This is a genomic window from Pseudomonas sp. TE4620 (genome assembly GCF_056279045.1).
The window spans coordinates 3,836,018-3,856,964 of sequence record NZ_JBWBQO010000001.1; the positions used below are offsets into that span (position 1 = coordinate 3,836,018).

The 20,947-nt window shown below is 61.7% G+C and carries 20 protein-coding genes; 15 read left to right on the forward strand and 5 right to left on the reverse strand.

Going from position 1 to position 20,947, the window contains the following annotated elements; genetic code table 11:
* Positions 1–52 precede the first annotated feature (52 nt).
* Positions 53–664, forward strand: a complete 612-nt coding sequence (gene rnt / locus ACZ9A3_RS17770; protein ID WP_267954172.1) for a ribonuclease T — start codon at positions 53–55, stop codon at positions 662–664.
* A 61-nt stretch (positions 665–725) separates the two neighbouring features.
* Here rnt and ACZ9A3_RS17775 read toward each other — a convergent pair whose 3' ends face one another.
* Positions 726–1,328: a peroxiredoxin gene (locus ACZ9A3_RS17775; protein ID WP_010221038.1), complete on the reverse strand. Its 603-nt coding sequence runs from the start codon at positions 1,326–1,328 to the stop codon at positions 726–728.
* Between the two features lie 234 nt (positions 1,329–1,562).
* On the opposite strand from ACZ9A3_RS17775, the gene ACZ9A3_RS17780 reads away from it, so the two are divergent.
* Both ACZ9A3_RS17780 and bfr read left to right on the forward strand, forming a co-directional pair.
* Positions 1,563–1,781 carry a bacterioferritin-associated ferredoxin gene (locus ACZ9A3_RS17780; RefSeq protein ID WP_010221037.1) on the forward strand — a complete coding sequence of 73 codons (219 nt, stop codon included), beginning with the start codon at positions 1,563–1,565 and terminating at the stop codon, positions 1,779–1,781.
* A 198-nt stretch (positions 1,782–1,979) separates the two neighbouring features.
* Entirely contained in the window at positions 1,980–2,450 is a 471-nt protein-coding gene (gene bfr / locus ACZ9A3_RS17785) for a bacterioferritin (protein WP_045197734.1), read from the forward strand.
* A gap of 66 nt (positions 2,451–2,516) precedes the next feature.
* On the opposite strand, the gene grxD is transcribed toward bfr, so the two are convergent.
* Both grxD and ACZ9A3_RS17795 read right to left on the reverse strand, forming a co-directional pair.
* Positions 2,517–2,849 (reverse strand): Grx4 family monothiol glutaredoxin, encoded by a 333-nt coding sequence (grxD, locus tag ACZ9A3_RS17790; RefSeq protein WP_476252959.1) that lies wholly within the window; start codon positions 2,847–2,849, stop codon positions 2,517–2,519.
* Positions 2,850–2,941: 92 nt separating this feature from the next.
* Positions 2,942–5,050, reverse strand: a complete 2,109-nt coding sequence (locus tag ACZ9A3_RS17795; RefSeq protein ID WP_476252960.1) for a molybdopterin oxidoreductase family protein — start codon at positions 5,048–5,050, stop codon at positions 2,942–2,944.
* Positions 5,051–5,427: 377 nt separating this feature from the next.
* Between ACZ9A3_RS17795 and argF the strand changes: the two genes are divergently transcribed.
* Both argF and ACZ9A3_RS17805 read left to right on the forward strand, forming a co-directional pair.
* The gene (argF, locus tag ACZ9A3_RS17800) at positions 5,428–6,348 is read left to right on the forward strand and encodes an ornithine carbamoyltransferase (protein ID WP_045197728.1); all 921 of its coding nucleotides are present in this window, start codon (positions 5,428–5,430) and stop codon (positions 6,346–6,348) included.
* The gene (locus ACZ9A3_RS17805) at positions 6,345–7,454 is read left to right on the forward strand and encodes an ABC transporter ATP-binding protein (protein WP_213603439.1); all 1,110 of its coding nucleotides are present in this window, start codon (positions 6,345–6,347) and stop codon (positions 7,452–7,454) included. Before argF ends, ACZ9A3_RS17805 begins: the two co-directional genes overlap by 4 nt.
* Positions 7,455–7,535: 81 nt before the next feature.
* Here ACZ9A3_RS17805 and ACZ9A3_RS17810 read toward each other — a convergent pair whose 3' ends face one another.
* Together ACZ9A3_RS17810 and ybaK are read right to left on the reverse strand one after the other, a co-directional pair.
* Complete coding sequence (locus ACZ9A3_RS17810; RefSeq protein WP_195884872.1) at positions 7,536–8,318, reverse strand: PhzF family phenazine biosynthesis protein; 783 nt, start codon at positions 8,316–8,318, stop codon at positions 7,536–7,538.
* A 93-nt stretch (positions 8,319–8,411) separates the two neighbouring features.
* The gene (gene ybaK / locus ACZ9A3_RS17815; RefSeq protein WP_093380125.1) at positions 8,412–8,882 is read right to left on the reverse strand and encodes a Cys-tRNA(Pro) deacylase; all 471 of its coding nucleotides are present in this window, start codon (positions 8,880–8,882) and stop codon (positions 8,412–8,414) included.
* A gap of 283 nt (positions 8,883–9,165) precedes the next feature.
* Between ybaK and ACZ9A3_RS17820 the strand changes: the two genes are divergently transcribed.
* The 10 genes from ACZ9A3_RS17820 (at position 9,166) to aauR (ending at position 20,946) form a co-directional block, all read left to right on the forward strand.
* Entirely contained in the window at positions 9,166–10,017 is an 852-nt protein-coding gene (locus ACZ9A3_RS17820; protein WP_045197720.1) for an MIP/aquaporin family protein, read from the forward strand.
* A 67-nt stretch (positions 10,018–10,084) separates the two neighbouring features.
* On the forward strand, positions 10,085–11,584 hold the full coding sequence (glpK, locus tag ACZ9A3_RS17825; protein ID WP_093380122.1) for a glycerol kinase GlpK: 1,500 nt from the start codon (positions 10,085–10,087) through the stop codon (positions 11,582–11,584).
* A gap of 126 nt (positions 11,585–11,710) precedes the next feature.
* Positions 11,711–12,466 (forward strand): DeoR/GlpR family transcriptional regulator, encoded by a 756-nt coding sequence (locus ACZ9A3_RS17830; RefSeq protein ID WP_045197716.1) that lies wholly within the window; start codon positions 11,711–11,713, stop codon positions 12,464–12,466.
* A 183-nt stretch (positions 12,467–12,649) separates the two neighbouring features.
* Positions 12,650–14,188, forward strand: coding sequence for a glycerol-3-phosphate dehydrogenase (gene glpD, locus ACZ9A3_RS17835; RefSeq protein WP_476252961.1), 1,539 nt, complete (start codon positions 12,650–12,652; stop codon positions 14,186–14,188).
* A gap of 287 nt (positions 14,189–14,475) precedes the next feature.
* Complete coding sequence (locus ACZ9A3_RS17840) at positions 14,476–15,408, forward strand: glutamate/aspartate ABC transporter substrate-binding protein (protein WP_093380116.1); 933 nt, start codon at positions 14,476–14,478, stop codon at positions 15,406–15,408.
* Positions 15,409–15,508: 100 nt separating this feature from the next.
* A complete protein-coding gene (locus tag ACZ9A3_RS17845; protein ID WP_045197710.1) occupies positions 15,509–16,255 on the forward strand; it encodes an amino acid ABC transporter permease in 747 nt (248 codons plus the stop codon).
* Positions 16,252–16,920 (forward strand): amino acid ABC transporter permease, encoded by a 669-nt coding sequence (locus ACZ9A3_RS17850; RefSeq protein WP_176794325.1) that lies wholly within the window; start codon positions 16,252–16,254, stop codon positions 16,918–16,920. Before ACZ9A3_RS17845 ends, ACZ9A3_RS17850 begins: the two co-directional genes overlap by 4 nt.
* Positions 16,917–17,651 carry an amino acid ABC transporter ATP-binding protein gene (locus ACZ9A3_RS17855; RefSeq protein ID WP_045197706.1) on the forward strand — a complete coding sequence of 245 codons (735 nt, stop codon included), beginning with the start codon at positions 16,917–16,919 and terminating at the stop codon, positions 17,649–17,651. Before ACZ9A3_RS17850 ends, ACZ9A3_RS17855 begins: the two co-directional genes overlap by 4 nt.
* Before the next feature lie 65 nt (positions 17,652–17,716).
* Complete coding sequence (gene aauS / locus ACZ9A3_RS17860) at positions 17,717–19,624, forward strand: two-component sensor histidine kinase AauS (RefSeq protein ID WP_093380110.1); 1,908 nt, start codon at positions 17,717–17,719, stop codon at positions 19,622–19,624.
* Positions 19,621–20,946: a two-component response regulator AauR gene (aauR, locus tag ACZ9A3_RS17865; protein WP_476252962.1), complete on the forward strand. Its 1,326-nt coding sequence runs from the start codon at positions 19,621–19,623 to the stop codon at positions 20,944–20,946. Before aauS ends, aauR begins: the two co-directional genes overlap by 4 nt.
* The last annotated feature ends 1 nt before the right edge of the window (position 20,947 follow it).

Sequence of the window (20,947 nt, forward strand, 5' to 3'; positions counted from 1 at the left end):
AGATCAGTACGAAGACGACCAGGAAGGTCATGGCGGCGGTCCGCGCCACCCGATGGCTGAACGCTTTCGCGGTTACCTGCCGGTAGTGGTCGACGTCGAGACCGGCGGTTTCAACAGCGCCACCGACGCCCTGCTGGAAATCGCCGCAGTCACCATCGGCATGGACGAAAAGGGCTTCCTGTTCCCGGAACACACCTATTTCTTCCGCGTCGAGCCGTTCGAAGGCGCCAACATCGAGCAAGCGGCTCTGGAGTTCACCGGGATCAAGCTCGATCACCCGCTGCGCATGGCCGTCAGCGAAGAGTCGGCACTGACCGACATCTTCCGTGGCGTGCGCAAGGCGCTCAAGGCCAATGGCTGCAAACGGGCGATCCTGGTCGGCCACAACAGCAGCTTCGACCTGGGCTTCCTCAATGCCGCCGTGGCCCGCCACGACATGAAGCGCAACCCGTTTCATCCGTTCTCAAGCTTCGACACCGCCACCCTGGCCGGCCTTGCCTATGGCCAGACCGTGCTGGCGCGGGCCTGCCAGAGCGCCGACATCGACTTCGATGGCCGTGAGGCGCACTCGGCGCGTTACGACACCGAGAAGACTGCCGAGCTGTTCTGCGGCATCGTCAACCGCTGGAAGGAAATGGGCGGCTGGCAGGACTTCAACGACTGAAGCCTGTGCACCGCGCATAAAAAAACCGGCCATCAAGGCCGGTTTTTTTATGCCTGGCAAATTACAGCTTGCCAGCGTTCTCGCTCAGGTAAGCAGCAACGCCTTCTGGCGAAGCGGTCATGCCCTTGTCGCCTTTTTTCCAGTTGGCAGGGCAGACTTCGCCGTGCTCTTCGTGGAATTGCAGGGCGTCGACCAGACGCAGCAGTTCGTCCATGTTACGGCCCAGTGGCAGGTCGTTGACGATCTGCGAGCGGACAACGCCCTTGTCGTCGATCAGGAACGCGCCACGGAAAGCTACGCCGCCTTCGGACTCTACGTCGTAGGCCTTGGCGATGTCGTGCTTCATGTCGGCAGCCATGATGTACTGGACCTGACCGATGCCGCCGGCATTGATCGGGGTGTTGCGCCAGGCGTTGTGGGTGAAGTGCGAGTCGATCGACACGGCGATCACTTCAACGTTACGCGCCTTGAATTCGGCCATGCGGTGGTCCAGGGCGATCAGCTCGGACGGGCAGACGAAGGTGAAGTCCAGCGGGTAGAAGAACACCAGGCCGTACTTGCCCTTGATGGCCGAAGCCAGGTTGAAGCTGTCGACGATTTCGCCGTTGCCCAGAACAGCTGGAACGGTGAAGTCCGGGGCATTTTTGCCAACGAGTACGCTCATGCGATATCTCCTGATGGGGTGGAATCATCTTGCACAGGCCAGCATGCACTGGCCCGGCAGCGAAATGGCCGACCATCATACACCGCCCGGCGCCGCTCGCCGAATTTCAGTCCGAACGCTCGACAATCTGCCGTCGGTCGCTCTAGTTCGCCTATTACAGAAAGAGTTTTGACAAGCATTCTCATTAACATTAAGCTTCTTCGCATTGAGCCTTAACCAGCGATGGTCAGCCCTATGTATGTGTGTCTTTGTGTTGGTGTGACCGACGGACAGATCCGCGATGCGATCTATGAAGGATGCTGCAGCTACAAGGAAGTCAGAAGCGCCACCAACGTGGCCAGCCAGTGTGGCAAATGTGCCTGCCTGGCCAAGCAGGTGGTGCGCGAAACCCTCACCGAGCTTCAGGTCAGCCAGGCTGCCCTGCCCTATCCTGTAGAATTTACTGCAGCATAATTCAACGAATTCCAAGAACCGGACCCAGTGTCCGGTTTTTTTATGCCTGTAATTCAAGTAGTTAGGGGTTTAACGCGGAACACAAACATTCTTATTCCGATTAATTTTCATTTATTATTCAATAACTTAGGTTTGACAGTAGAAGTTGCGGGGCTCAGACTTGCCTTTATAGACACACTTACAGGGCAGGACCCCATCATGAAAGGCGACGTTAGCGTCATCCAGCATCTCAACAAGATCCTCGGAAACGAGCTGGTCGCAATCAACCAATACTTCCTGCATGCGCGCATGTACGAAGACTGGGGTCTGGAGAAACTCGGCAAGCACGAGTACAAAGAATCCATCGAAGAGATGAAACACGCTGACAAACTGATCAAGCGTATTCTGTTCCTCGAAGGCATCCCCAACGTCCAGGACCTGGGCAAGTTGCTGATTGGTGAACACACCAAGGAAATGCTCGAGTGCGACCTGAAGATCGAGCAAAAAGGCCTGGTCGACCTCAAGGCCGCCATCGCCCACTGTGAGACCGTCGGCGACTTCGGCAGCCGTGAGCTGCTCGAAGACATCCTCGAAGCCGAGGAAGAGCACATCGACTGGCTGGAAACCCAGCTGAGCCTGATCGACAAGGTCTCCCTGGAGAACTACCTGCAGTCGCAGATGGGCGAGTAAGTACGCTGCCCTACAGGCACAAAAAAGCCCCGCACTGCGGGGCTTTTTTTGACCAATGTCCTGGAATCAGGACTCGGTTGACTTAGCCTTGGCTGCTTCCTTGATCAGGGTCTGCAGTTCGCCGTTGGCAAACATCTCAGCCATGATGTCGGAACCGCCAACCAGCTCGCCGGCAACCCACAGCTGTGGGAAGGTCGGCCAGTTGGCGTATTTTGGCAGGTTGGCGCGGATTTCCGGATTCTGCAGGATATCCACGTAAGCGAATTTCTCGCCGCAACCCATCACGGCTTGCGCCGCCTTGGCCGAAAAACCGCACTGCGGGGCATTCGGCGAGCCTTTCATGTAAAGCAGAATGGTGTTGTTGGCAATCTGCTCTTTGATTGTTTCGATGATATCCATGAAGCACCTCGCGGCTGAACTTTCCGACCTGGTTGTCGGCACGGTGACGCATTGTATCGGAAAGCCGAGCAGGACGCTCGGCCTTGCCGATATCAGGCCGCAACCACCTGCACTGGCACGCCATTAAGCGCCGCATTACCCGACACTGCATCGAGCTGACGCTCATCGGTGAGGTCGTTGGCGCTGGCGCCGGGCTGGCCCTGGGCGATCTCCATGCGCACCCCGGCACGGGCATGGCCAAAGCCATGCGGCAGGCTGACCACCCCCGGCATCATGTCGCTGCTGGCCTGCACTTCGACCTCGATTTCGCCGACCCGCGAGCTGACGCGCACACGCTGGCCATCCTGCAACTGGCGACCGGCCAGGTCGTCCGGGTGCATCAACAACTGATGACGGGGTTTGCCTTTTACCAGGCGATGATAGTTGTGCATCCATGAATTATTGCTGCGCACATGGCGGCGCCCGATCAGCAGCAGTTGACCCGCCGCCAGCGGCGGCTGCCCGGCAAAGCGCTGCAGGTCGCCGAGGATTTCCTGGGGTGCGGCCTGAATCCGTTGGTTAGCCGTCTTCAGGCGTGCAGCAAGGTTGGGCTGCAGCGGGCCCAGGTCGATACCATGGGGGTGCTGGTCGAGGGTCTCAAGCGACAGCTTGAACGCCGAGGCCTCGCCATAGCGGCCCTGGCGCAGGCCGATATCGATCATTTGTGCCGGCGGCAGGGTCGGTTTCAAAGGCTTGTCGCTAAGGGCGGCAAAGGCCTTGGCCAGGCCGACGAAGATTTCCCAGTCATGCAAGGCACCTTCGGGCTTGGGCAGGATGGCCCGATTGAAGCGGCTGACATTGCGCACCGCAAACAGGTTGAAGGTGGTGTCGTAGTGATCGTTCTCCAATGCCGAGGTGGACGGCAGGATCAGGTCGGCGTAACGGGTGGTCTCGTTGATGTACAGGTCGATGCTGAGCATGAACTCAAGACCGTCCAGGGCGCGTTCAAGCTGGCGGCCATTGGGCGTGGACAACACCGGGTTGCCCGCCACCGTCACCAGCGCGCGAACCTGCCCCTGGCCTTCAACCAGCATCTCTTCGGCCAGAGCCGCCACCGGCAATTCGCCGCCATACTCGGGCAGCCCCGAGACCCGGCTCTGCCAGGCATTGAAATGCCCGCCTGAAGTACTCGCTACCAGATCCACCGCAGGCTCGGTACACAGCGCGCCACCGACCCGGTCGAGGTTGCCGCTGACTAGGTTGAGCAACTGCACCAGCCAGTGGCACAAGGTGCCGAAGGCCTGGGTCGATACGCCCATGCGCCCGTAGCAGACGGCCTTGTCGGCGCTGGCGAAATCCCGCGCCAACTGGCGTATCACCGTGGCGTCGACACCGCATAGGGCGCTCATGGCCTCGGCGGTGAACGGCGCAATGGCCGCTTGTACCCTGTCCAGGCCATCCACCGGCAAGGCCGAGGGGCGAGTCAGGCCTTCGCCAAACAGGGTGTTGAGCAGGCCACAGAGCAGCGCCGCGTCAGTGCCGGGGCGAATGAACACATGCTGGTCGGCCATCGCCGCAGTCTCGCTGCGGCGCGGGTCGACCACCACCAACTTGCCGCCACGGGCCTGGATCGCCTTAAGGCGTTTCTCGACGTCCGGCACGGTCATGATGCTGCCGTTGGAGGCCAGCGGGTTGCCGCCCAGAATCAGCATGAACTCGGTGTGGTCGATGTCAGGGATCGGCAACAACAACCCATGGCCGTACATCAGGTAGCTGGTCAGGTGGTGCGGCAGCTGGTCCACCGAGGTGGCGGAGAAACGATTGCGGGTCTTGAGCAGGCCGAGAAAATAGTTGCTGTGGGTCATCAACCCGTAGTTGTGCACGCTGGGGTTGCCCTGGTAGACCGCCACGGCGTTCTGCCCATGGGCCTGCTGGATGGCCCAGAGCTTTTGCGCAGCCAGTGCAAAGGCCTCCTCCCAGCTGATGGCTTGCCAGCTGTCACCGACACGCTTGTGCGGCGCGCGCAGTCGGTCAGGATCGTTCTGGATATCCTGCAGGGCCACCGCCTTGGGGCAGATGTGGCCGCGACTGAAGCTGTCTTCGGGGTCGCCCTTGATCGAGCTGATACGCAGTGGGGCGTCGGGCTCGTGGGTGATTTCCAGGGTCAAGCCGCAGATGGCTTCGCACAGATGACAGGCACGGTGATGCTGGGTCTTGTTCATGGCCACCTCTTGCTCGGGTGTCTGGGATCAACCGACTATGAGCCTGACCCGAGCTTGCGGCCAGTGAGGTTCGTCGCGTGAATCTTCGTCCATCAGGCAAGGCGATTCAGCGCAGGCCCGCTACCGGGTTTGCCAAGGCGCTGGCAGGCAGTGTAAAACCCTTGTGCAGCGTATAAAAAAAGCTTCAGCCCAATGGGTTACGACACTGCCTGAAACATCGGCGACGAAACCCCCTCTTGGTATGACGCGACATTTAATTATAGTATTGCGTCTTCCCCTAATTCGTCGCCCCGTGCGGCTTTCGCCGCAGGTCACTTCCGTTGTTAAAAAAAACCGGTATGGCTGATCTGCGGTCTGTTGCAAAAAGGTAGTCAAACATGAGCGCTAGGCACTTTCTCTCCCTGATGGATTTCACACCCGAAGAACTGCTCAGTGTGATCCGTCGAGGTATCGAGCTGAAGGACCTGCGTAACCGCGGCGTACTGTTCGAACCGCTGAAAAATCGCGTGCTGGGGATGATCTTCGAGAAGTCCTCAACCCGCACCCGCCTGTCGTTCGAAGCCGGCATGATCCAGCTCGGCGGCCAGGCCATCTTCCTCTCGCCACGGGACACCCAGCTGGGCCGCGGCGAGCCGATCGGCGATTGCGCCATCGTCATGTCGCGCATGCTCGATGCGGTGATGATCCGCACCTTTGCCCACAGCACCCTGACCGAATTCGCCGCCAATTCGCGCGTACCGGTGATCAACGGCCTGTCCGACGATCTGCACCCGTGCCAGCTGCTGGCCGACATGCAGACCTTCCTCGAGCACCGCGGCGCCATCCAGGGCAAGACCGTGGCCTGGATCGGCGACGGCAACAACATGTGCAACAGCTATATAGAAGCGGCCATCCAGTTCGACTTCCAGCTGCGCATCGCCTGCCCGGCCGAATTCGAGCCCAATCCGCAGTTCCTGGCCCAGGCCGGTGACCGCGTGCAAATCTTCCGTGAACCCAAAGAAGCCCTGCAGGGCGCCCACCTGGTGAGCACCGATGTCTGGACTTCCATGGGTCAGGAAGAGGAAACTGCACGGCGCCTGGCCTTGTTCGCGCCTTACCAGGTAACCCGCGAACTGCTCGACCTGGCAGCACCCGATGCCCTGTTCATGCACTGCCTGCCCGCCCATCGCGGCGAGGAAATCAGCCTGGACCTGCTCGACGACCCCCGTTCGGTCGCCTGGGACCAGGCCGAAAACCGCTTGCATGCACAGAAGGCGCTTCTCGAATTTCTTGTTGAACCGGCCTATCACCACGCATGAGTCAACCTTTACTGCTTAACCTGCGCGAGCTCGCCTGTGGCTATGGCGAGCAGCGCATCGTCCAGAACCTCAACCTGCACCTGAACGCCGGCGACATCGGTTGTCTGCTGGGCTCCTCCGGCTGCGGCAAGACCACCACCCTGCGCGCCATCGCCGGTTTCGAGCCGGTGCACGAGGGCGAAATCCAGCTGGGTGGCGAAGTCATCTCCAAAGCCGGGTTCACCCTGGCACCGGAGAAACGTCGGATTGGCATGGTGTTCCAGGACTACGCGCTGTTCCCGCACCTGACTGTGGCCGAGAACATCGCCTTCGGCATCGGCAAGCACCCGCAGCAGCGCCAGGTGGTCGACGAGATGCTCGAGCTGGTCAAGCTCGGCGGCCTGGGCAAACGCTACCCGCACGAGCTTTCCGGTGGCCAGCAGCAACGTGTGGCCCTGGCCCGCGCGCTGGCGCCCGAGCCGCAACTGCTGCTGCTCGACGAGCCGTTCTCCAACCTCGATGTCGAGCTGCGCCGACGCCTGAGCCACGAGGTGCGCGACATCCTCAAAAGCCGCGGCACCAGCGCAATCCTGGTCACCCACGACCAGGAAGAAGCCTTTGCCGTCAGCGACCACGTCGGGGTGTTCAAGGAAGGTCGCCTGGAGCAGTGGGATACACCCTACAACCTCTACCACGAACCACTGACACCGTTCGTAGCCAGCTTCATCGGCCAGGGCTATTTCATTCGTGGCCAGCTGACCAGCCCGGAGTCGGTACGCACCGAGCTCGGCGAGCTGCACGGCAACCGCGCCTATACCCTGACGCCCGGCAGCGCCGTGGATGTGCTGCTGCGTCCGGACGACATCATTCATGCACCGGACAGCGAGCTCAAAGCGCTGATCGTCGGCAAGAGTTTCCTCGGCGCCTCGACCCTCTACCGCCTGCAACTGCCGACCGGCAGCCAGCTGGAAGCGATTTTCCCGAGCCACAATGACCATCAGGTCGGCAGCGAAGTGGGGATCGAAGTAGCGGCGGATCACCTGGTGGTGTTTGCCGTGCCTGGCAGTGTCGCAGCGCAGTTGCCGGTGCCGGAGAACGGCGTTCGTCGGTATAGCTCGGCGGTCTGACAGCGGGGCTGCGTTGCAGCCCATCGCCGGCAAAGCCGGCCCCCACAAGGTCTGCGTTCTACCCTGCGGGCGTAGGCCTTGTCAGTCCAGCGTCAAAACCCCGCTGGCCACACGTCTGGCGTACCCGCCAATCTTCACCCGTTCCCCCTCCAGCCGGCAGAACAATTCGCCGCCGCGACTCGAACACTGGAACGCCCGCAGCTGATTCTTGCCCAGGCGTTGCGCCCAGTACGGGATCAGGCTGCAATGGGTAGAGCCGGTCACCGGATCTTCAGGAATGCCGATACCCGGCGCAAAGTAGCGCGAAACAAAATCGTGTTCGATACCCGGCGCGGTAACGATCACCCCCAGCCCCGGCAATTGCGCCAGTGCCGTCATGTCCGGGGTACAGGCACGCAACACCTGCTCGGATTCGACCCGAACCAGCAGCTCACTGGTTTTCCACACTTCCAGCACCGGGCAGCCCAGTGCTTCGGCCACCGCTACCGCTTCATTCAACGGCTGTGGCTCGACCCGGGGGAAATCCAGTTGCAGGCGCGGACCGTCACGGCTGACGCTCAGCGGACCGGACTTGCTCTGGAACAACAAGCGCTCACCCGGCTCTTTATAGACCTCCCACAGCACATGAGCGCTGGCCAGGGTTGCATGGCCACACAGCGGCACTTCGGTGCTCGGGGTAAACCAGCGGATCTGCCAGCCTTCGGCATGGGGGACGACGAACGCGGTCTCGGCCAGATTGTGTTCGGCGGCAATCTGCTGCATCAGCTCATCGGCGAGCCAGCTGTCGAGGCGATAGACCATGGCCGGGTTGCCAGCGAAAGGACGGTCGCTGAAGGCATCGACCTGATGGAATTCAAGCGGCATGAGGTGAATCTCAGAGTGGCGGGCCGCAGAGCATGCCCGCCAGACAGCCTCGGCCGACAGAGACAGAATCAAGCGATTTTGAGCATACAGATGTCAGTCGCGGCCAATGGCGGCGAATTTACCCTGGGTATGCTCGGCCAGCACTGCCGCAGCTAGCTCGACTTCCAGGCCGCGGCGGCCAGCGCTGACGAAAATTGTTTCAAAGGTTTGAGCGGTTTCATCAATAAAAGTGCGCAGGCGCTTTTTCTGTCCCAAGGGGCTGATCCCGCCCAACAGGTAACCGGTCGAACGCTGCGCCGCCGCCGGATCGGCCATCTCGCACTTCTTCACCCCGGCCGCATGGGCCAGGCCTTTCAGATCCAGACTACCGACTACCGGCACTACCGCTACCAGCAACTCACCCTTTTCGCTGCAGGCGAGCAAGGTCTTGAACACCCGTGCGGGCTCTAGGTTGAGCTTTTCCGCCGCCTCCAGGCCGTAGGACGCAGCCTTGGGGTCATGTTCGTAACTGTGGATGTGGTGTTCGGCGCGAACCTTTTTCAGCAGATCCAGGGCGGGGGTCATGCAGGACTCCAAGCAGAAGGGTGAATGCCATTTCGCCGGTTACTTTAGGGCAAAAGCCCAGGCGCAACCAACGCCCATCAGCGCCACCAATAGTCAGATTGTGAACGGTGGTTCACTTTCGACCTTTGACATAAGCGTTTCTTGTCTATATTTTTTCGATTCTGAATATAGCTATGCCCCGATAAGGTGCATTTCCTGCCGCCGCCCGACCGAAATGGGGATTTCTGTCGGGTTTTTGTCGAGCGCTCACTGCGCCTCACAACAACAAGAACCGAGGTAACGAATGACGACTGCTCTGCGACAACCAACACTTTCAAGCCAGTGCATGGCCGAATTTCTCGGCACCGCGCTGCTGATCTTTTTCGGCACTGGCTGCGTTGCTGCGCTCAAGGTTGCGGGTGCCAGCTTCGGCCTGTGGGAAATCAGCATCATCTGGGGCGTCGGCGTGAGCATGGCGATTTACCTCACCGCCGGGGTGTCCGGCGCGCACCTGAACCCGGCCGTGAGCATCGCCCTGTGCCTGTTCGCCGGTTTCGAGAAGCACAAACTACCGTTCTACATCGTTGCCCAGATCGCCGGCGCCTTCTGTGGGGCGGCGTTGGTTTACACGCTGTACAGCAACCTGTTCTTCGATTTCGAACAGGCCCACGCAATGATCCGCGGCAGCCAGGCCAGCCTTGAGCTGGCCTCGGTGTTTTCCACCTACCCGCACCCGGCGCTGTCCACCAGCCAGGCCTTCCTGGTCGAAGTGATCATCACCGCCGTACTGATGGCGGTGATCATGGCCCTGACCGACGACAACAACGGCTTGCCGCGTGGCGCCATGGCACCCCTGCTGATTGGCCTGCTGATTGCCGTGATCGGCAGCGCCATGGGCCCGCTGACCGGCTTTGCGATGAACCCGGCGCGGGACTTCGGGCCCAAGCTGATGACTTTCCTCGCCGGCTGGGGCGAAGTCGCCTTTACTGGCGGTCGTGATATTCCCTATTTCCTGATTCCGATTTTTGCGCCGATCATAGGAGCGAGCCTTGGGGCCGCCCTGTACCGCGGCGTGATCGCCCGCAACCTGCCGGTTGCCGAGAGCGAAAACGCCCAGACCGACGCCAACCCTCAGGGCAAGACCCAGGCATCCTGATGCCTGCGGTGGCGAGCCAGGCTCGCCGCGCCCTGATCTCTACCCCATTTAGTGCAAGGCCAACGACATGACAGACACCCAGAACAAGAACTACATCATTGCCCTGGACCAGGGCACGACCAGTTCGCGGGCCATCATTTTCGACCGTGACGCCAACGTGGTTGGCACCTCGCAGCGCGAATTCGCACAACATTACCCTCAAGCCGGCTGGGTCGAGCACGACCCGATGGAAATCTTCGCCACCCAGAGCGCGACCATGGTCGAAGCCCTGGCCCAGGCTGGCCTGAGCCATGACCAGGTCGCCGCCATCGGTATCACCAACCAGCGTGAAACCACCGTGGTCTGGGACAAGGAGACCGGCCGCCCGGTGTACAACGCCATCGTCTGGCAATGCCGGCGCAGCACCGAGATCTGCGAGCAGCTCAAGCGTGACGGCCTGCAGGACTACATCCGCGAAACCACCGGCCTGGTCACCGACCCCTACTTCTCCGGCACCAAGCTCAAGTGGATTCTCGACAACGTTGAAGGCGCCCGCGAGCGCGCCGAGCGTGGCGACCTGCTGTTCGGCACCGTCGACAGCTGGCTGATCTGGAAATTCTCCGGCGGCAAAGTGCACGTCACTGACTACACCAACGCCTCGCGCACCATGCTCTTCAACATCCACACCCTGGAGTGGGACGAGAAGATGCTCGAGGTGCTGAACATCCCTCGGCAGATGCTGCCCGAGGTGCGCAGCTCCTCGGAAGTCTACGGCCGCACCAAGAGCGGTATCGCCATTGCCGGTATCGCTGGCGACCAGCAGGCCGCGCTGTTCGGCCAGATGTGCGTGGAGCCCGGCCAGGCCAAGAACACCTACGGCACCGGCTGTTTCCTGCTGATGAACACCGGCGACAAGGCAGTGACCTCCTCCCACGGCCTGCTCACCACCATCGCCTGCGGCCCGCGCGGCGAAGTGGCCTACGCCCTGGAAGGCGCGGTGTTCAACGGCGGCTCCACCGTGCAGTGGCTGCGTGACGAACTGAAGATCGTCAACGATGCCCACGACACCGAGTACTTCGCCAGCAAGGTCAAGGACAGCAACGGCGTATACCTGGTGCCGGCCTTCACCGGCCTCGGCGCACCGTACTGGGACCCGTACGCCCGCGGCGCGCTGTTCGGCCTGACCCGCGGGGTCAAGGTCGATCACATCATCCGCGCGGCGCTGGAGTCGATCGCCTACCAGACCCGCGACGTGCTCGACGCCATGCAGCAGGATTGCGGCCAGCGCCTGAGCGAACTGCGGGTTGACGGCGGCGCTGTCGCCAACAATTTCCTCATGCAGTTCCAGGCCGACATCCTCGGCACTTGTGTCGAGCGCCCGCAAATGCGCGAAACCACCGCCCTCGGCGCCGCCTACCTGGCGGGCCTGGCCTGCGGTTTCTGGAGCGGCCTGGATGAACTGCGCGGCAAGGCGATCATCGAGCGCGAGTTCACTCCGCAACTGGACGAAGTGGCCAAAGAGAAGCTGTATGCCGGCTGGCTGAAGGCCGTGGATCGCACCCGCGACTGGGAACCGCACGAAGAGTAGGCAGTAGACGCAAGCTGTAAGCTACAAGCTGCAAGTGCGTAAGACGCGAATCATCTTGTGGCTTGCAGCTTGTAGCTTGAGCTGTTTTCATGGCGCAATTTGCCCGGCTGCCCCAAAGGACCGCCCATGAATCTGCCCCCTCGCCAACAACAAATCCTCGAACTGGTCCGCGAACGCGGTTATGTCAGTATCGAAGAAATGGCGCAGCTGTTCGTCGTCACCCCGCAAACCATCCGCCGTGATATCAACCAGCTGGCGGAGGTCAACCTGCTGCGCCGCTACCACGGGGGCGCGGCCTACGATTCCAGCATCGAAAATACCGCCTATGCCATGCGCGCCGATCAGATGCGCGATGAAAAGCAGCGCATCGCCGAAGCGATTGCCGCGCAGATTCCCGACCACGCTTCGCTGTTCATCAACATCGGTACCACCACCGAATCCATCGCCCGCGCCCTGCTCAACCACAACCACCTGAAAATCATCACCAACAACCTGCACGTGGCGTCGATCCTCAGTGCCAAGGACGATTTCGAAGTGTTGCTGGCCGGCGGCAACGTGCGCCGTGACGGCGGCGTGGTCGGCCAGGCCAGTGTCGACTTCATCAACCAGTTCAAGGTCGATTTCGCCCTGGTCGGTATCAGCGGCATCGACGAGGACGGCAGCCTGCTGGATTTCGACTACCAGGAAGTGCGTGTCTCCCAGGCGATCATCGCCAATGCCCGCCAGGTGATCCTGGCCGCCGACTCGAGCAAGTTCGGCCGTAATGCCATGGTGCGCCTGGGCTCGATCAGCCTGATCGACTGCCTGGTGACCGACCAGGCGCCGGTCCCCGCCCTCAGCCAATTGCTCAACCAGTACAAGATCCGCCTCGAAGTGGTCTGAGCCGGCGCACGCTGCCACCGCAACGGTGGCAGCTCGAATGTTCGTTATTTTTCATTTATTTGTCATCTGATCAGTATTTTCTATGGGAAGTGACTGGCGAGCCGCATTCTGTTGCGCTAGTATTTTCGAAAGTGAACATTAATGTTCAGATTCGATGTCGGAAAGACCTTCAGGAGGCCACCCGTGTCCCAATCCAGCTTGCCATCGCCCGCCCTTGCCGAAATCTATGACCTCGCTGTAATCGGCGGTGGCATCAACGGTGTGGGGATTGCCGCCGATGCAGCCGGACGCGGTCTTTCGGTGTTCCTTTGCGAAAAGGACGACCTGGCCAGCCATACCTCCTCGGCAAGCAGCAAGCTGATCCACGGCGGCCTGCGCTACCTCGAGCATTACGAATTCCGCCTGGTGCGTGAGGCTCTGGCCGAGCGCGAAGTGCTGTTGGCCAAGGCGCCGCACATCGTCAAGCCGATGCGCTTCGTGCTGCCGCACCGCCCACACCTGCGCCCGGCCTGGATGATCCGCGCCGGCCTGTTCCTCTACGACAACCTGGGCAAGCGCAAGCAGCTCGGTGCGTCGCGCAGCCTGCGTTTTGGCCCGGGCAACCCGCTCAAACCGGCGATTACCCGTGGCTTCGAATATGCCGACTGCGCCGTCGATGACGCCCGCCTGGTGGTGCTCAACGCCATGGCCGCCCGCGAAAAAGGCGCCGACATCCGGACCCGCACGCGCTGCATCAGCGCCCGCCGGGTCGATGGGGTGTGGAACGTGCAACTGGAAAACGCCGATGGCAGCCAGCAGTCGATCAAGGCCCGCGCGCTGGTCAATGCCGCAGGCCCTTGGGTGGCCAAGTTCATCGAGGACGACCTCAAGCTCGATGCACCGTACGGCATCCGCCTGATCCAGGGCAGCCACCTGATCGTGCCGAAGCTGTACGACGGCGAACATGCCTACATCCTGCAGAACGAAGACCAGCGCATCGTCTTCGCCATTCCGTACCTCGAACGCTTCACCCTGATCGGCACCACCGACCGCGAGTACACCGGCGACCCGGCCAAAGTGGCAATCACCGAGGGCGAGACCGATTACCTGCTGAAAGTGGTCAACGAGCACTTCAACCACCAGCTCAGCCGCGCCGATATCCTCCACACCTATGCCGGTGTTCGCCCACTGTGCAACGACGAATCCGACAACCCGTCGGCCGTTACCCGCGACTACACCCTGGCGCTGTCGGCCAGCGCCGGTGAAGCACCGCTGCTGTCGGTGTTCGGCGGCAAGCTGACCACCTACCGCAAACTGGCCGAGTCGGCCATGAGCGAACTGGCACCGTTCTTCACCCAGATGCGCGGCAGCTGGACCGCCAGCGCTCCCCTGCCGGGCGGTGAAGACATGAGCACCCCGCAGGCACTGGTGGATGCCATCCTGGCCCGCTGTGGCTGGTTGCCGGCGGAAATCGCCAAGCGCTGGGCGCGCACCTACGGCAGCCGCGTCTGGCGCCTGCTCGAAGGCGTACAGGGCCCGCAAGACCTGGGTGAGGCGATTGGCGGCGGCTTGTTCACCCGCGAGGTGGATTACCTGTGCAGCGAGGAATGGGCGGTGAATGCCGACGACATCCTCTGGCGCCGGAGCAAGCTGGGGCTGTTCACTACCGCCGCCGAACAGCAGGCGTTGCAGGATTACCTGCAGCGCCTGGAACTGAACCGCGCGCGGGTTCAGGCGGCCTGATCGCTGAACATCATCGCGGGGCAAAGCCTCGCGATGAACTCATCCATTCGGATTTCCGAACACTAAACACCACCTCATTCGGCCATCCGGACGAATCCTACCTTCCGCAAACCGTCAAAAAAGATTAATCCCCCGATTTTTCATGGCGTTATGATCGAAATCAGGGCTTGGCACGAGTCATGCTCTACACTCAGTACCCGAATGCGCAAAACGCTTCACTGCAGTGTTCGCTGAACGAAAGAGCCGGCCAACGGCTCCATAAAAAAAACAACGTCGAGGAAATTTTGATGCGTATCGTTCCCCATCTGTTGGGCGCCGCTGTTGCGGCCGCTTTGATCAGCGCGCCAGCCTTCGCTGCCGAACTGACCGGCACCCTGAAAAAGATCAACGACTCGGGCACCATTACCCTGGGGCACCGCGACGCTTCCATTCCGTTCTCCTACATCGCCGACGCTTCGGGCAAACCCGTCGGTTATTCCCATGACATCCAGCTGGCAATCGTCGAGGCCCTGAAAAAGGACCTGAACAAGCCGGACCTGAAGGTCAAATACAACCTCGTCACCTCCCAGACCCGTATCCCGCTGGTCCAGAACGGCACCGTTGACGTCGAGTGCGGCTCGACCACCAACAACGTCGAGCGCCAGCAGCAGGTCGACTTCTCGGTCGGTATCTTCGAGGTGGGCACCCGCCTGCTGACCAAAGCAGAAGACGGCAAGCCGGAAAACGCCAAGTACAAAGACTTCGCGGACCTGGCCGGCAAGAACGTGGTTACCACCGCCGGTACCACTTCCGAGCGCATCCTCAAGGCCATGAACGCCGACAAGCAGATGAAGATGAACGTCATCTCGGCCAAAGATCATGGCGAGTCGTTCCAGATGCTTGAATCCGGCCGTGCCGTGGCTTTCATGATGGACGACGCACTGCTCGCCGGTGAAATGGCCAAGGCCAAGAACCCGAAGGGCTGGGCAATTGTCGGCACCCCGCAGTCCTATGAAATCTACGGCTGCATGGTCCGCAAGGACGATCCTGCGTTCAAGAAAGCCGTCGACGATGCCATCGTCGCCCTCTACAAGTCGGGCGAGATCAACAAGATCTACGACAAGTGGTTCAACCAGCCAGTGCCACCTAAAGGCCTGAACCTGCAGTTCCCGATGAGCGACGAACTCAAGAAGCTGATCGCCGAACCAACCGACAAAGCTGCAGACGAAAAGAAGTCCTGATCCCCAGCTAGTTAGTGTCTAACCTTTCATCCGAGGGTGCCTCGCGCACCCCCGGATGCTCGAAGGTGCCCGTGAAAAACTGATCTGAGGGGAGATCCCGATGAATTACAACTGGGACTGGGGCGTATTCTTCAAGTCCACTGGCGTGGGCAGCGAAACCTATCTGGACTGGTACATCACCGGCCTGGGCTGGACCATCGCCATTGCCATTGCCGCCTGGATCATTGCCTTGCTGCTGGGTTCGATACTCGGCGTCATGCGTACCGTGCCAAACCGTCTGGTGTCGGGCATTGCCACCGCCTACGTGGAACTCTTTCGTAACGTACCGCTGCTGGTGCAGCTGTTCATCTGGTACTTCCTGGTGCCCGACCTGCTGCCAGAGAACCTGCAGGAGTGGTACAAGCAGGACCTCAACCCGACCACCTCGGCGTTGATCAGCGTGATCGTCTGCCTGGGCCTGTTCACTGCCGCCCGTGTTTGCGAGCAGGTGCGTACCGGCATTCAGGCGCTGCCCCGCGGCCAGGAAGCCGCCGCCCGCGCCATGGGCTTCAGCCTGCCGCAGGTGTACTGGAACGTGCTGCTGCCGCAAGCCTACCGGATCATCATTCCGCCGCTGACCTCGGAATTTCTGAACGTGTTCAAGAACTCCTCGGTGGCCTCGCTGATCGGCCTGATGGAGCTGCTGGCGCAAACCAAACAGACCGCCGAGTTCTCGGCCAACCTGTTTGAAGCCTTCACCCTGGCGACCCTGATCTACTTCACCCTGAACATGGGCCTGATGTTGCTGATGCGCCTGGTCGAGAAGAAAGTCGCCGTGCCCGGCCTGATCTCCGTGGGGGGTAAATAATGGACTTCAGTGGAATCATTCCTGCCCTGCCGGGCCTGTGGAACGGCATGCTCATGACCCTGCAGCTGATGGTCATGGGCGTTGTCGGCGGTATCGTGCTGGGCACCATCCTGGCCCTGATGCGCCTGTCGTCGAACAAGCTGCTGTCGAACGTGGCCGGCGCCTACGTCAACTACTTTCGCTCCATCCCGCTGCTGCTGGTGATCACCTGGTTCTACCTGGCGGTACCGTTCGTGCTGCGCTGGATCACTGGCGAAGACACCCCGATCGGGGCGTTCACCTCCTGCGTCGTGGCGTTCATGATGTTCGAGGCGGCGTATTTCTGTGAAATCGTCCGCGCCGGCGTGCAGTCGATCGCCAAGGGCCAGATGGGCGCCGCCCAGGCCCTGGGTATGACCTACGGCCAGACCATGCGCTTGATCATCCTGCCCCAGGCGTTTCGCAAGATGACCCCGCTGCTGCTGCAGCAGAGCATCATCCTGTTCCAGGACACCTCGCTGGTCTATACCGTCGGCCTGGTCGACTTCCTCAACTCGGCACGGGCCAGTGGCGACATCATCGGGCGCTCCAACGAGTTCCTGGTGTTTGCCGGCGCCGTGTACTTCGTCATCAGCTTCTCCGCTTCCTTCCTGGTCAAGCGTCTGCAGAAAAGGATAACCGTATGATCTCCATCAAGAACGTCAACAAGTGGTACGGGGACTTCCAGGTTCTGACCGACTGCAACACCGAGGTCAAGAAAGGCGAGGTGGTTGTCGTCTGCGGTCCGTCGGGCTCGGGCAAATCGACCCTGATCAAGTGCGTCAACGCCCTGGAACCCTTCCAGAAGGGTGACATCGTGGTCGACGGCACCTCGATCGCCGACCCCAAGACCAACCTGCCCAAGCTGCGTTCGCGGGTCGGCATGGTGTTCCAGCACTTCGAGCTGTTCCCGCACCTGACCATCACCGAAAACCTGACCATCGCGCAGATCAAGGTGCTCGGCCGCAGCAAGGAAGAAGCCACCAAGAAGGGCCTGCAACTGCTTGAGCGGGTCGGCCTCTCGGCGCATGCCCACAAGCACCCGGGCCAGCTCTCCGGTGGTCAGCAACAGCGCGTGGCGATTGCCCGCGCCCTGGCCATGGACCCGATCGTCATGCTGTTCGACGAACCGACCTCGGCACTGGACCCGGAAATGGTCAGCGAAGTACTCGACGTCATGGTCCAGCTGGCCAACGAAGGCATGACCATGATGTGCGTGACCCATGAAATGGGCTTTGCCCGCAAGGTCGCCAACCGGGTGATCTTCATGGACAAGGGCAACATCATCGAAGACTGCACCAAGGAAGAGTTCTTTGGTGACCAGAGCGTGCGCGACGAGCGTACCCAGCACTTCCTCAGCAAGATCCTGCAACACTGAGGTGATCATCACGCTCTGTCCGGTGTACGCCGGCAGAGCGTGCTGGCCGTACCAAGGCTACTGTGATGAAATGCGACCCTACGCTCTTTCGCCCTGCCAAGCCTGCCCTTGCCGTGAAACCCCGTCTGATTCGCCAGCTGCTGTTACCGCCACTGATCATCCTGCTGATGATCGGCCTCGGCGTGGCCGGCTTCATGATCAGCGAACACAACGGCATCCGCACCTTGAGCGAAAACGGCGAGCGACAGCTCGAGCTGCACGCGCGCGCGGTCGAGAGCGAGATCAGCAAGTACACCTACCTGCCAAGCCTGCTGGAGCTTGAAAACAGCGTTTCCAGCCTGCTCACCGAAGCCGATGGCGAACACCGCCAGGCGGTCAACGAATACCTTGAAGGCCTGAACCGCCGCAGTCGCAGCCGGGCGATCTTCGTCCTCGACACCAGCGGCCGGGTCCAGGCCACCAGCAACTGGCGCGATGTCGATAGCTTCCTCGGCGAAGACCTGTCGTTCCGCGCCTATTTCCAGGACGCCGTGCGCGGCCAGCCGGGGCGCTTTTATGGCATCGGCAGCACCACCGGGGAGCCGGGTTATTTCCTCGCCCACGGCCTGGAAGAACACGGCAAGATCATCGGCGTGGCGGTGATCAAGGTGCGCCTTGAGGCCATGGAAGAGCGCTGGCAACGGGCTCGCCTGGAGGCGTTCGTCAGCGACGAGAACGGCATCATCATCCTTTCCAGCGACCCGGCACGGCGGCTCAAGTCGGTGCGCCCGCTGACCCCGGAAATCAAGGAACGCCTGGCGCGCAGCCTGCAGTACTACTGGTGGCCGCTGAATGAACTGGAGCCGCTGTCGCGGGAGAAAATCGCCGACGGCGTCGAGAAGCTGAGCTTCCCGGCCAATGCCGAACTCGGCGATGGCCGCCGCGAAGTGGCGTACCTGGCGCAAACCCGGCGCCTGAGCGACACCCCCTGGCACTTCACCCTGCTCACGCCGCTGCAGGATCTGCGCCGCGAATCCATGGTCCAGGGCATCCTGGTCGGCGTCGCCTTTGCCCTGCTGGCGATCCTGCTGATTGCCTGGAACGAACGGCGCAAGGTGATCGCCACGCGCCTGGCCGCCCGTGAAGCGCTGGAAGAAGCCAACAGCCAGCTGGAGCGCAAGATCGCCGAACGCACCGCCGACCTGCGCGCCAGCAATGAACGCCTCAAGGGCCAGATCCGCGAACGCCGGCATGCCGAGCAGACCCTGCGCCACGCCCAGGACGAGTTGGTCCAGGCCGGCAAGCTGGCCGCCATCGGCCAGATGTCGACCAGCATCGCCCACGAACTGAACCAGCCGCTGGCGGCCCTGCGCACTTTGTCGGGCAACAGCGTGCGCTTCCTCGAACGCGGCGCGCTGGAAACCGTCAGCACCAACCTGCGCACCATGAACGACCTGATTGACCGCATGGGCCGCATCACCGCCAGCCTGCGCTCCTTCGCCCGCCGTGGCGAAGACAGCGGCAAGGCCTCGCTGGGCAAGGCCGTCGAGGCCAGCCTGCAAGTGCTGGGCAACCGCATCGCCGGCTGTCACCTGCAGTTGCACAGCAACTACGAAGACCAGAAGCTGGCCATTGACCAGACCCGCCTGGAGCAGATTCTGGTCAACCTGATCGGCAACGCCCTCGATGCCATGGCCGCGCAACCGATGCCGCAGCTGTGGCTGGAAGGCGAGCTGCAGGGCGACAAGTACCGCCTGCGCGTACGCGACAACGGTCACGGTATCGATGACGAAGCACGCAAGCACCTGTTCGAACCGTTTTTCACCACCAAACCGGGAGAGCACGGCCTGGGCCTGGGCCTGACCCTGTCTGCCAGCCTCGCCGCCGCCGCCAAGGGCAGCCTCAGCGTCGAACACCCCGCCAGCGGCGGTACTGCGTTCGTGCTCGGCCTGCCGCTGGTCAATGCCCCCACAGAATCAGCCGAGTCCCTATGAACCAAGCGCCCCTAACTGTCCTGATCGTCGAAGACGACCCGCATGTGCTGCTCGGCTGCCAGCAGGCGCTGGCCCTGGAAGACATTGCCTGCGAAGGCGTTGGCAGCGCCGAAGAGGCCCTGCAGCGCATCGGCGATGACTTTGCCGGCATCGTTGTCAGCGACATCCGCCTGCCCGGCATCGATGGCCTGGAACTGCTCAGCCGCCTCAAGGCCCGCGACCGCAGCCTGCCGGTGGTGCTGATCACCGGTCACGGCGATATCGACATGGCGGTCGGCGCCATGCGCAACGGCGCCTACGACTTCATGGAAAAACCCTTCGCCCCGGAGCGCCTGGTCGAAGTGGTGCGCCGTGCCCTGGAGCAGCGCGGGCTGTCCCGCGAAGTGTTTGCCCTGCGCCGGCAACTGGCTGGGCAGAGTACCCTTGAAGGGCGAATCATCGGCCGCTCGCCGGCCATGCAGAACCTGCGTGAACTGATCGCCAACGTCGCCGATACCTCGGCCAACGTGTTGATCGAGGGCGAGACCGGCACCGGCAAGGAACTGGTCGCCCGTTGCCTGCATGATTTCAGCCGCCGACAGGGCGCGCCGTTCGTGGCCCTGAACTGCGGCGGCCTGCCGGAGAACCTGTTCGAAAGCGAGATTTTCGGCCACGAAGCCAACGCCTTTACCGGCGCCGGCAAGCGCCGGATCGGCAAGATCGAGCACGCCAACGGTGGCACGCTGTTCCTCGACGAAGTCGAAAGCATGCCGCTGAACCTGCAGATCAAGCTGCTGCGCGTGCTGCAGGAGCGCACCCTGGAACGCCTGGGCTCGAACCAGAGCATCGCCGTCGATTGCCGGGTGATCGCCGCGACCAAGTCCGACCTCGACGCCCTGGGCCAGAGCGGGCAGTTTCGCAGCGACCTGTATTACCGCCTGAACGTGGTGACCCTGGAACTGCCGCCGCTGCGCGAACGCCGCGAAGACATCCTGCAGTTGTTCGAACACTTCCTGCAGCAGTCGTCATTGCGCTTCGACCGGGAAGTCCCGCAACTGGACAGCCAGACCCTGTCGCGGCTGATGGCCCACGACTGGCCAGGCAACGTGCGCGAACTGCGCAACGTCGCCGAGCGCTATGCCCTGGGTTTGCCGGCATTCAAAAAGGCCGGTACCAGCGCCAACCAGGGCCTGGGTTTTGCCGAAGCGGTCGAGGCCTTCGAGCGCAACCTGCTCGGCGATGCCCTGCAACGTACCGGCGGCAACCTCAGCCAGGCCAGCCAGGAGCTGGGCATGGCCAAGACCACGCTGTTCGACAAAGTGAAAAAGTATGGCCTGGGCTGAC